Source organism: Gemmatimonadota bacterium, from assembly GCA_009838845.1.
Taxonomy (GTDB): Bacteria; Latescibacterota; UBA2968; order UBA2968; family UBA2968; genus VXRD01.
This window is the reverse complement of record VXRD01000055.1, coordinates 1-11,938: the sequence shown is the minus strand read 5'-3', so window position 1 is coordinate 11,938 and position 11,938 is coordinate 1. Positions and strand designations below refer to the sequence as shown.

Annotated in this window: 11 protein-coding genes and 2 tRNA genes; 9 read left to right on the top strand and 4 right to left on the bottom strand. The window is 49.2% G+C overall.

Annotated features, from left to right (window positions below; genetic code table 11):
• The coding region (locus tag F4Y39_08260) for a hypothetical protein (protein ID MYC13704.1) at nt 1-617 on the bottom strand (617 nt) is incomplete at its 3' end.
• Between the two features lie 546 nt (nt 618-1,163).
• Between F4Y39_08260 and F4Y39_08255 the strand changes: the two genes are divergently transcribed.
• On the top strand, nt 1,164-4,430 hold the full coding sequence (locus tag F4Y39_08255; GenBank protein MYC13703.1) for an AAA domain-containing protein: 3,267 nt from the start codon (nt 1,164-1,166) through the stop codon (nt 4,428-4,430).
• 197 nt (nt 4,431-4,627) lie between these two features.
• Here the strand turns inward: F4Y39_08255 and F4Y39_08250 are convergent, their stop codons facing one another.
• Nucleotides 4,628-5,665 (bottom strand): hypothetical protein, encoded by a 1,038-nt coding sequence (locus tag F4Y39_08250; protein ID MYC13702.1) that lies wholly within the window; start codon nt 5,663-5,665, stop codon nt 4,628-4,630.
• 28 nt (nt 5,666-5,693) lie between these two features.
• Here F4Y39_08250 and F4Y39_08245 point away from each other — a divergent pair, with 28 nt between their 5' ends.
• Nucleotides 5,694-5,981 (top strand): hypothetical protein, encoded by a 288-nt coding sequence (locus tag F4Y39_08245; GenBank protein ID MYC13701.1) that lies wholly within the window; start codon nt 5,694-5,696, stop codon nt 5,979-5,981.
• A 28-nt stretch (nt 5,982-6,009) separates the two neighbouring features.
• On the opposite strand, the gene F4Y39_08240 is transcribed toward F4Y39_08245, so the two are convergent.
• Nucleotides 6,010-6,082, bottom strand: a tRNA-Met gene (locus F4Y39_08240).
• 260 nt (nt 6,083-6,342) lie between these two features.
• Between F4Y39_08240 and F4Y39_08235 the strand changes: the two genes are divergently transcribed.
• From F4Y39_08235 to F4Y39_08215, 5 genes are all read left to right on the top strand, one after another.
• A complete protein-coding gene (locus tag F4Y39_08235) occupies nt 6,343-7,677 on the top strand; it encodes a nodulation protein NfeD (GenBank protein ID MYC13700.1) in 1,335 nt (444 codons plus the stop codon).
• Between the two features lie 26 nt (nt 7,678-7,703).
• Nucleotides 7,704-8,687 carry a flotillin-like protein FloA gene (gene floA, locus F4Y39_08230; GenBank protein MYC13699.1) on the top strand — a complete coding sequence of 328 codons (984 nt, stop codon included), beginning with the start codon at nt 7,704-7,706 and terminating at the stop codon, nt 8,685-8,687.
• Nucleotides 8,688-8,822: 135 nt separating this feature from the next.
• On the top strand, nt 8,823-9,395 hold the full coding sequence (locus tag F4Y39_08225; protein ID MYC13698.1) for a hypothetical protein: 573 nt from the start codon (nt 8,823-8,825) through the stop codon (nt 9,393-9,395).
• 46 nt (nt 9,396-9,441) lie between these two features.
• Nucleotides 9,442-9,528: transfer RNA gene (locus F4Y39_08220), tRNA-Leu, on the top strand.
• Between the two features lie 58 nt (nt 9,529-9,586).
• Nucleotides 9,587-10,549, top strand: coding sequence for a transcriptional regulator (locus F4Y39_08215; GenBank protein MYC13697.1), 963 nt, complete (start codon nt 9,587-9,589; stop codon nt 10,547-10,549).
• A 46-nt stretch (nt 10,550-10,595) separates the two neighbouring features.
• On the opposite strand, the gene F4Y39_08210 is transcribed toward F4Y39_08215, so the two are convergent.
• Nucleotides 10,596-10,862 (bottom strand): hypothetical protein, encoded by a 267-nt coding sequence (locus tag F4Y39_08210; GenBank protein ID MYC13696.1) that lies wholly within the window; start codon nt 10,860-10,862, stop codon nt 10,596-10,598.
• A 109-nt stretch (nt 10,863-10,971) separates the two neighbouring features.
• Between F4Y39_08210 and F4Y39_08205 the strand changes: the two genes are divergently transcribed.
• The gene (locus tag F4Y39_08205) at nt 10,972-11,400 is read left to right on the top strand and encodes an outer membrane beta-barrel protein (GenBank protein MYC13695.1); all 429 of its coding nucleotides are present in this window, start codon (nt 10,972-10,974) and stop codon (nt 11,398-11,400) included.
• A complete protein-coding gene (locus F4Y39_08200) occupies nt 11,366-11,875 on the top strand; it encodes a hypothetical protein (protein ID MYC13694.1) in 510 nt (169 codons plus the stop codon). Before F4Y39_08205 ends, F4Y39_08200 begins: the two co-directional genes overlap by 35 nt.
• Nucleotides 11,876-11,938 lie beyond the last annotated feature (63 nt).

Sequence of the window (11,938 nt, the reverse complement as noted above, 5' to 3'; positions counted from 1 at the left end):
GGAATCTCACCCACCAGCCGATTTCTGTGAAGATACAATTCCGTAAGATTGGACAGATTGCTCAATTCTTTCGGAATCTCATCCACCAGCCGATTGTCACTGAGGTGCAGGTAGGTAAGACTGGGAAGGGTGAACAATTCGGAAGGCATTGACATCAGGCGATTCTCTTGCAGGTTGAGCTTTGTCAGACCCGTCAGACCAGATAAATCCCCAGCCTTCAACTCTGTGAGACCTGCACCTGATAGACTCAGAGAATCTATTGCTGATAGATGCACCTCTGTCACATCCCCACAAGCACTTACAGGCGCCAATGCCACAATTGAGTCGCGCACAGCACCGGTGCGGTCACATACCGGCACCACTATTGTCTGTGACGGCACTTCTTTGCCAAACGAATCCACAAATATCAAAAAATCAGGGATCCCAATCACACCATTGCCATCCAGATCATATTTGGCTTGATATGTCCCATCGCCTCGACTTGATCCAAACTGCTCCACAAATAACAAAAAGTCGGGAATACCTACCACACCATCTCCATCAAAGTCCGCAGAAGGTGTCGTATTCGCAGAGGCATAACCCACGCATACCAACACCGAAAGAGCGATAACATTCATAGACACCCATCTCTTTTTCAATTCTAACCCCCTTCAATAGATATGACCCCAAATAGGGTCAAGCCCGAAAAGTTCTGTAAAATCGTCAAACGCAATTTCTCCATTGCCATTCAGGTCGTATTTTGCTTCATAACCAATCACACCATTTTCATCCCTCCTGATCAGGAGAGGACAACCCAAAGGGAGTTAGCTGATGGTCATCACGTCATCAGCCGAAATTAAAGGTTGCCCCCCCATTTTCTTGAGTCCTGTGTCCAGGTTTCGGTCATGATGATGGCATCAGGACAGTATTTAAGGCAAAAATCGTGCCAATGTGAGCGTTGTCATAGGGATCTATACTCATAAAGGGTTGTTTTATATAAGAAAAAGAGCCAATCTGACTATATTATATCGTCCCAAAATAGTCGGATTGGCTCTTACACAAGACTTTATATGGTCTTAAAAGACGTACTATGGTCTCAATGGTCCCGAGATTATTACACCCTTCATTATTTTGTTTGCAGGTGTGAAATTCAATATTATGTTTCTTTTTAAGTGTGAGATACAATGTATGAATCCGTTTTTTATCCATATCACAGGGTTCTTTCTATGATCAAACCACTTGAGCGCACGGGCACCTATCGGACTTATTCTATGGCCGATGGCCTGGCCGGGATGCGCATTGAACACATTGCCGAAGATCGCGAGGGGTGTATCTGGTTCGCCACATGGGATAATGGCGTCAGTCGCTTCGATGGAAATGAATTCCAGAATTTTACCAAACAGGACGGTCTTATTGATGATCGTACTTATTTTCTTGTACAAGACAGTCAGAATCGAATGTGGTTTGGGACAGCAAATGGCGTCTGCTGGTACGACGGAGCCAGATTCTATCATTTGAAGGACGATGGCATTGCAGGCCGAGACGTGCGGTGCATCTACGAAGACAATGAGGGTCGTGTATGGTGCTGTGGTGCCTCTACCCTGGGGTATTACAATGGCACTGCTTTCCACGACATGATCCCGCTCTACCTTCAGCACTACGAAGAGCCTCCTTCTTCCAGGTGGCGTCCGTGTTGGGGGATTACTCAGGATCCGCAAGGTCACCTGTGGTTTGGCTTCAACTACCTCATCCGCTTCGATGGTGAATCCTTCCACCGCTATGATGAGAAAGACGGTTTTCCCCAGGATGGGACCGCCTATGCCTTAGATAAGGACCATACCGGCAAGGTGTGGATAGGTCGGTTCGGAAATCGAGATGAACTGTGGTGCTATGCCGATGGCACCTTCCAATCTGTTCAGGTAGATTTGGGAGGGTGGCTACGCAAAATACAGTGTGACCGTGAAGGGCGGATGTGGTTTAGCACTTCGGAAGGCGTATTGTATCAGGACGGTGATGGGTTCTGCAGATTTACCATTGCCGATGGCTTACCCCATCCCGCAGTCAAAGCCGTATTCCAGGATCGCGATCATCAGTTCTGGTTTGCCACCTGGGGCGGCGTCGGCCTTTACGATGCACATAGTATCAGCGTTTTTGACCTCGGTAAGGCTTCTCTCAAAGACAAAAAGCCGATCGAGATCTCGCAGATCGTGCAAGACCGGCAAGGGGATATATGGATCGGGCGTGTATCACCCATTCTCACCTCGCTGAAAAAAAGCGTCGCCCGCTTTGATGGCGAGCACTTTGCATTTTTAGGCTCCGAGCAAGGCCTTGATATCGACAACTGTTTCTCTATGTACGAGGATCGCGAAGGGTATCTGTGGTTTGGCGGTTTCAATGGCCTGTTCCGCTACGATGGACAAGAATTCAAAAAGATGAAAATAGCTGCGGGTTCAGGCGCAAGGAGTGTCAGTGCAATTACTCAGGACTTGCAAGATCAATTCCTTTTCGGCTATTGGGAAAAGGACACCTATAAAATCGAATTTATAAAAGAAGAACTTTCGGTCAGCCCATTAAAGATCATTTACCAGCGGGACGAAGCGTTCCAAACCATTTTTGTGGAGGAGGAAAAGAAAGATGTTTTAGACCGTATTGGCACTGTGATTGCCGGCCGCAAAGACGAGGTCTATTTTCATTTGGCCAGCCACAATTTCTCAGTTGGCGGCAGGGGCCTGGCGCGCTGGCATCCCGAAGATAAGCTCAAATTTTATGGCATTGAAGATGGACTGATCGACGACAGAGTCACAGATATTATAGAAGACTGCCATGGCAACCTGTGGATCGCTACTCTCGGAGGTCTCTGTCGCTTTGATGGCAACACCTTCCAGACCTTCACGACGGACGATGGGCTACCGAGCAACCGCATCCGTTGCGTGTTCGAGGATCGGCAAGGGCATCTCTGGCTCGGTACAGACCGGGGTGTGACTCACTACGATGGTCAGCTTTTCCAGACCATCAACTCACCGCATATAGGACCGGTTTGCCAGATACTCGAAGATCGCGATGGAACGTTCTATTTTGGCACGCTTATGGGTTCTATCATACGCTACCGTCTGCGGCAAACCCCGCCCCAGATTCGTCTGCTACAGGTGATTGCCGATAAGGTGTATGAGAACTCTGAGGAAGCCATTGTATCTACTGCGGGACAGCAGGTTATTTTCGAGTACAAGGGCCTGAGTTTTTCCACACATCCCAGTGACATGCTCTATGTCTATCGCTTGAATGGTTATGATGCCGACTGGCAATTAGCGACTCGAAAGATGCGGGCCTTTTACCGGGACTTGCCGCCGGGAGACTACACCTTTCAGGTCCGGGCGATAGATCGCGACCTCAATTACTCAGAGATAGCACAGGCGCGACTCTCGATAACGGCAGACCCGCGTATCGAAGCATTGACCGATGTCATCAACCGTCGAGAAAGCCAGAAGTTTATCGGGCATAGCGCGGCACTGCGCCAATTTCAAATCAATCTTGAAAAAATAGCATCTACCAATATGACCGTGCTGATTATGGGTGAGACGGGTGTGGGCAAGGGACTGGCTGCTCGGATGTTACACGCGCTGAGTGCCCATAGCGAGGGTCCCTTTATAGAGGTTAGTTGCGGTGCATTGCCCGGGACATTGATCGATAGTGAACTTTTTGGTCACGAAAGAGGGGCCTTTACCGGCGCAGTTTTCCACAGACTCGGCAGGGTAGAACTGGCAGAGGGTGGTACGCTCTTTTTAGATGAGATCGGCGATATGGCTTTAGAAACGCAGTCCAAGCTGTTGCGCTTGCTGGAAGAGGGCAGGTTTGAACGCATTGGGAGCAGCGAGACGCGGACGGCAAAGACGCGGATTGTGGCAGCGACCAATCGCAATCTCGAGGAGATGGTCAATGCTGGTGCTTTCCGGGAGGATCTCTATTATCGCCTCAATGCCTTTCCAATGTATTTGCCGCCCCTGCGCGAGCGCAAGGAGGATATACTTGAGTTGGCCGAGTATTTCAAGACTCGCATGGCGACGCATTTAGGCAAGCAAATAGCTCTCCTGAAGCCAGAAATTATCGAGGTGTTGCAAAGCTACGATTGGCCGGGGAATGTGCGGGAATTAGAGCATACCATACAGCGGGCCGTGGTCTTGTGTTCTGAGTCTCAAATCAGAGAGAGGGATCTGGGACTGTATGGTTCTCGAATCAAAGATACAGGTCATGGGGAGCAGACCTTATCGGCTTCTCAAGACCGAGAAGTCGTGTCTTTGGCAGAATTGGAACGCCGCCACATCCTCGACGCGCTCGAAGCCACGAACTATCTGATAAAGGGACCCAGGGGCGCGGCGAAGCTGCTAAGCGTACCGCCTTCTACCCTGTATGGGAAAATGAAAAGACTGGGTATCAAACTAAACCCTCGCCAATAAACTGCTATCGTAACTATCTGCTCACCTCGAGTACAAACAAACTTTATTATCCACTAAAACGATGCTGTTGCCGAATTCCAAATTCTGTCCATACAGAGCTTGTGTTCAGGCCACAAACAGCCGTTTTTACAACTGCTGACTACCTCTCGACCAATTCGGCAACAGCATCAGAAACGGGGTAACTCCACATATTAAGATCAGCCAATTAAATAACGATTTACACAAGCATCTAAAAGGCTGTCATAAATTTCTTCTCTCTTTTTTACATTGATATATTGCCTAATTTCAGGCCAGTAGATTTGCGCGGCGGTAGAACACATAATAGATAAATGCATAGCAATGCAGACTTTTGCGAGCCTCGAGTAATCTATGCTCCTGACTGATTCATACCCACGAAAGAGAGGTTTCTTTCGAGTTTCTTCAGGCGAAACAACCTCCAGAGGTTCTTCTAGTTTCCAAATCGGCGTCGGCTCACAAAGAAAGTTGGTTAAGTCTAAATATGGGTCACCAAAATCCATTGCTTCTACATCGATAATAGCAGATACATCCCAATTTTGCCTATGGTCCTTAGAAAATAAAATCTCAGCATCTGCTTTGTACAAGGAATGCTTTGTGAGTTTTAGCCAAGGTGCTTTTTGGATCAGATCTTTCGCTTCAGAAATAGCACTTAGACTCACCTGATATTGCCCATCCTCTACGCATCTCTCGAGGTTTTCTATTGACCGTAGCAGAGTCTGTATAAAGCTTTGATTGTCTTGAGAGGATTTTTCCAATCCATGAATCTGAGCGCACAAAGCACCTACTTGCTCTTGAATCTTCATTTTTTCTATAGAATTAGTGCGGGGATTGTCCGAATGAGCAAGAAATTGCCAATGCTCTCCTGAAACATACTCCATTATGATGTAGTTAGTAGAAACGAGTTGTCTGGTGTGATCAGTATATAATATTTTCGGTACAGGCAAACTCAGTTCTTGGCTTAGAAGCCTATAAATACCTTCTTCATGGATATAACGGTCCTCTCTATTTGGAAGATCCCGGAAGAAGCGAAACACATAGCTCTTAGTTGAATTATGGCAACATACATGGTAGCAAATATGTTGGGTACAACCATCTATTCTGGGTATTCCCTGCTCAGAAATAGGGGTAATTTTAGATACTGAACTTACTCTATGATTTGTACCAAATACCTGCTTACAAATCGAAACGATCACTTCTCTTCGAATCGTATCTATCATTTTGTTTAGTGCCCCTAAAAGAGTGCAATTGCTTAGGCAGAAAACCATTGGCAAATCGAACAGCCTGTCCAAAGTACACATTAGCGATAAACATGCTCGCACGAGGTATATTCAAAAGTTGATTGGGCGTCCGCTGAGCAAAATGGCTGTAGCGGGTGGTGGTATGTCTCAGACGATGGTGGTTCAGAAAATTATCGACCCGGAAGAGCAAAAAGGTGAAATAGAGCAAGTGATGATGGAAAATGAAGCTACTCTGGCACAGGCAAAACAAAAGGCCGTAAGCGTTGCTCAGGAAGCAAAAACTTACGACCTTTGAAGAAAGTTCAGCGAAAAGATTTTTGTAGTAGCGGCAGAGGGACTCGAACCCCCGACCCATGGATTATGATTCCACTGCTCTACCAGCTGAGCTATGCCGCCACATGATATCAGGATGGGAAAAATACAGGAAAACCCGTAGAGTGTCAAGCATTCGCAAAACAAGCTATCAGCAATCAGCGGTCAGTCTCGCCCTGCCACCACCCACTGGGTCGCGGCTCAACATCATGCCGCGATGACGGCACCCTTCTATCTCTCTCCATCTGCAACCTATCCTCCTTACCACGCATCAAACCTCAAAACCATTGACAACCACCTCAATATAAGGTATTCATGAAAATATATTCTGGAGGACCTTATTGATGAAACCCGTACTCACACTCCTCGTACTCCTTCTGGGACTCGGTTTGCCCACCCGGGCAGAAGAAGTACACGTCGCCAAAATCAACGGCACCATTGAAGGCGGTGTTGCAGCTTTTGTCACGCGCGTCATGAACGACGCAGAAGACGCGGGCGTCAAAGCCGTCATCTTTGAAATCGACACCCCTGGCGGTGCCCTCGACGCCGCACTCACCATCCGGGACGCCATCCTCTACAGCGAGACCAAAACCATCGCCTTCATCAACCCCCGCGCAATATCTGCAGGCGCCCTCATCGCGCTATCTACCGACCACATCATCATGGTCGAAGGCGGCACCATTGGCGCAGCCACAGCCGTTGATATGCAGGGCAACAAAGCCAGTGAAAAAATCATCTCGTACTTCCGCAACGAAATGAAAGCCACAGCAGAAAAAACCGGCCGCTCCTCCAAACTGGCCGAAGCCATGGTCGATGAAGACGTCGATGTCGAGGGCCTGGCACCCAAAGGCAAGCTACTCACCCTCACCACTGAAGAAGCTATTGAAAACGACATCGCCGACCACAAAATCTCCGAAAAAAACGAATCGGAAAAACTCATCGCCGTACTCAAATACTACGACCTCGTGCAGGCCAGCGTCATCCACCAATCGACCAACTGGGCCGAACAAGTCGTGCGCTATCTCACCAATCCCTACCTGGCCTCGCTGCTCATGACCCTGGGATTTCTGGGCCTGATCTTCGAAATCCAGAGCCCGGGCTGGGGCATCGGCGGCACCATCGGCTTAATCTGCCTGGGCCTGTTTTTCGGCAGCCACCTGCTCGTCAACCTCGCCGACTGGTCTGAAATCCTCATCTTCTTTCTCGGCATCGCGCTCATCCTCCTCGACCTGTTTTTTGTCATGGGCTTTGGCCTGCTCGCCATTCCCGGCGCAATCCTGGTCTTAACCAGCCTGTTTTTAAGCCTCATGGGTCGCTATGACCTCTGGACCTGGGACGACATCAACGCCGCGCTCACCCCCTTGCTCCTCTCTGTGATCCTCACCGGTGTCCTCGCCATACTCATCCTGCGTTCCCTCCCAAAATCCAGAATGTGGAGCCGCCTCGTACTCGACATAGAAGAAAAATCCTCCGAAGGATATGTTGCGGCACCCTACAGCGACCTTTTAGGCACATCGGGTATCGCATTTACAGACCTGCGCCCCGGCGGCACCGGCGTATTTGACGGTCGCCGCATCAGCGTATCGACCGAAGGAGAATACTTAACCAAAGACACACCCGTCACAATCATCGAAATCGAAGGCAGTCGCGTCATTGTGCGAAAAACAGAAGACACATAAGACCGACCATTTTTAAGGAGCTTTTCATGGACGCTATTATCCTCCTCCTCTTTGTTGTAGGTGGCATTCTGCTACTCTCCCTCTTTTTCTACTTCATTCCCGTCGGACTCTGGATCTCCGCCCTTGCCGCGCGCGTGCGCATCGGCATTATTGAACTCGTCGGCATGCGCTTGCGTCGCGTACCCCCGCGCATCATCCTCGGCTCGCAAATCAACGCAACCAAAGCGGGTCTCGACATACCCACCGCATTTCTCGAAGCCCACTTCCTCGCCGGGGGTCATGTCGAAAATGTCGTCAACGCCCTCATCGCCGCAGACAAAGCTGGCATTGGTCTGACCGGCGAACGCGCCGCCGCCATCGACCTTGCTGGGCGCGACGTCCTCGAAGCCGTACAGGTCAGCGTCAACCCCAAAGTCATCTCCACCCCCATGGTCACCGCCGTTGCCAAAGACGGCATACAGGTCAAAGCCACCTCTCGCGTCACGGTTCGCGCCAACATAGAACGCCTGGTCGGTGGCGCAGGTGAAGAAACCATCATGGCCCGCGTAGGCGAAGGCATCGTCACCACCATCGGCTCCTCGGAAACCCACAAAGACGTACTCGAAAATCCCGACATGATCTCCAAAACCGTACTCGACAAGGGCCTCGACTCGGGCACCGCCTACGAAATCCTCTCCATCGACATCGCCGACGTGGATGTGGGCGACAACATCGGTGCAAAACTCCAGACAGACCAGGCCGAAGCCGACAAAAACATCGCACAGGCGCGCGCCGAAGAACGCAGAGCAATGGCCGTTGCACTAGAACAAGAAATGGCAGCACGCGTTGAAGAAATGCGCGCCCGCGTCGTCGAAGCCGAAGCCGAAGTACCCCTCGCAATGTCCGACGCATTTCGCAGTGGCAACATGGGCATTATGGACTACTACCGCATGCGCAACATCGAAGCCGACACGCAAATGCGCGAAGGCATCGCTGGTGAAACCGAAGAAGACGAAGACAACAACCAATAAAGGGACGGCACAGGGGCCGTCCTCTACGATGATATTGTGACTTGTAGGGGCGACCCTCCCGTATAAAAACATTACGGGACAATGCCTGTGGTCGCCCGTACCATAACCCCATAACAAAACAAATGGTCTTACATCATGGAACTGGAAGTACTCATACCGATAATCGTGTTTCTCTTCTTCAGCCTTATCTCGCCGCTCATAAAAAGGCTGCGAGGCACCAGAGAACCCGACGAAACCAAACTCCAGCGCAGGCAAACGTCCCGCGACGCAGGTGCCGACGATCCCTTTGAAGAGGAGTTTGACCTCTCTGAATGGGAAGTCCTCTTCGGACCTCCCGAACCAGAACCCAAACCAGAACCCAAACCCCCTTCAGAGTTTCAGGAAGTGCATGGCAAACGTCCCGTCTCTGAAGCGGACACAGGACCAGAATTTCAAGAGGTACATGGCAAGCGCCCCGTCTCCGAAGCAGACACAGGACCGGAATTTCAGGAAGTACATGGCAAGCGCCCCGTCTCTGACAAATCGTCTTACATCGAAGGCCAGACCTCTTTTATACGCGCATCAGAAACCGAAACACTCCTGCGCCCCAAACGCAAAAAACGCCGTATAAAACTCGATTTTGAACCCAACACCATCCGAAAAGCCATCATCTACAACGAAATCATCGGACCGCCACGCGCCGAAACAGATCACTTCAAAAACCCTTGACACGCAATCCCGCGTTTGGGATATTCTTGACCACAGGACTTCAGGTGCCGAAGTGGTGGAATTGGTAGACGCGCTGGACTCAAAATCCAGTGGCCGCAAGGCCGTGTGGGTTCGAGTCCCACCTTCGGCACCATAAAAACACAAGGGCTTACGTCGGGATGGCGTAAGCCCTTTTTATTTGCAAAATAGCCATGTCAGACACCAGACAAATCGTCCGTCAACTGGACATCCTTCGAGAACTCGCCGCCCGGACTTATGGCGCAACACTCCAGGAACTCGCCGACGAATGGGGCGTCTCAACGCGCACCATACAAAGGGATCTCAATACGCTATCCGAAGTGAGCTTCATCATCGAAGAAAAGGTGCGAGACCGTAAAAAATACTTTACGGTCAAAAACAACCTGCCAGCCCTGAACTTCCCCATCGACGAAATTATCGCCTTGATCTTCATCGAAGGAATCGTCAGTCCGCTTGAGGACACGCCATACAAAGAATCGTTTCAGAAAACCCTGAACAGAATCAGAACAACGCTCCCAGAGCCGATACAAGCATTTTTAGAAAAGGCGGGCGCGGCTTATTACCCCCATCACCGCGGGCAAAAAGAGCAAATCTCTCGCGAAATATTCGAAACCGCTTATCGCGCAATCAAAGAACGCAAAGTGTGCAACATCACCTATCGTGCCATCACAACCGAACAAACCAAAACCTATCCCATTACACCCTTTAGATTATTGTATTATCACAACGGATATTATCTACTCTGCCGCAATCCAGATTACGACGACTTACTCACACTTGCGGTAGAACGCATTCAGGCCCTCAAAATCACACCTCAAACCTTTGAGCCACCCGATGATCTGGACATTGAAAACCGCATCCAGCAGGCATTTGGCATCACGCTCGAAGATCCCATAGACATCAAAGTCCGCTTCTCCAAATGGCAAGCCCCCTACATCAAACAGCGGACCTGGCACCCCTCAGAAAAAATTGAAGAACTGGACACTGGCGAGATAATACTCTCCTTTCAAGCCGGCGGTTTTTACGAAATAAAATCTTGGATACTCAGCCATGGCGCAGATGCAGAAGTCCTTGAACCGGCGTCCCTGCGCAAAGAAATAATTGAGGAACTCGAAAAAAATCTGACTTTATACTAAAAAACCTGACCACCCACGACATACCCTGTCATACCACTTATTTATTTTAGAGATGCATTCCTTGCAATGCGTCTCTTTTTTTTTGAAAAAAATAGAGATACTGGGCTTCCTGAATGACCCCGAACGCATCGCGCACGCCGAAGAATGCCGTCAAAAACCCGGCGGTGCCTCCCTCGGTTTCTGAACCCCTGACACACAAAGGAGAAATACAATGTTCAAGAATATCTTTATCTGACCAATCTAAATCCTTTCTCTTTTCCTTTTTCAAAGCCACACACCAACAAACAATGGAGGTTTTAATGTCACGCATCATAGTCTTAGTTTCAATACTGTTTCTTACGCTTCAGGGCGTTCACGCCCAGGATTAAGCCAAACGTATCGAAGTCTTTCTCGCACTGAGTGGACACACCATACTCAACGACATGGAACCGTCGCCCCCGGGTACCGCAGGGTATGTGGGAGGCCAACTCATCTACAACCTGACTGCAACCCAGGCCATTGGCGTGCGCTATGGCGCCGCAGCTTATGAAATCACCAGCAGCCTGGGCAGTACAGAAACCTATATGGGCGATATATTCGCGACCTACCGATACAGTTGGCGAGCGGGAAAACCCACGCGCATCTATATCGAAGCCGGATTGGGCGCGAGCGACCCCATCCCACTTTACGACACAGGCACCAAATTTGCATTTACCGCAGCACTGGGTGTAAAACGATTTATAGGCGAGCGATTCTCCCTGGGACTGGAATCCAGAGGCGTGAGTTTTACACAAAAAGAGAGCTTGCTGAGCACACAAAATGTGACCGCAGCCATCAATGAATTCTCACTTGTATTGGGATATTTGTTTTAGCGTTCAAATCGCAGGGGTTGGTGCTGTCGATAAAAAATTACAATACACAGCCAGCTCCTGCTCGCATTTTATTTATAACGAAATGAATGGGAGTTTTACCATGCGGGTTTTGATGATAATAATGATTTTGATGATGATGGCTTGTGAAGAAGAAAATAATAATCCTCTCAAAAGTGATCCTGAATTAGAGGGTAGATTCAGTGTTCTTTCAGTTACCTATTATCCACCTGATCCTCCAACAGAATCTAAAGCCACAGATGTAAGGGTATCTTTCGCTAATTGGGGTGAAACCATATATGACCGTAGTATTTATATTCAGGTGGCTTTGATTGACTTCAACAATCAAAGGTATATCAGCGGATTGACACTGCCAGGGATACAAGGGGGCGGGGCTATAACAAGATTTGAAATAACTATTTGGGGTGTTGACCACCAACAAGTCAACCTATATGAAGTTGCGTTCACGTACAATTAAAAACCAATCCTCTCAGGAGACGCAAGCACAAAGACACGCAACAGGCTTATCAAAACTCTGGTC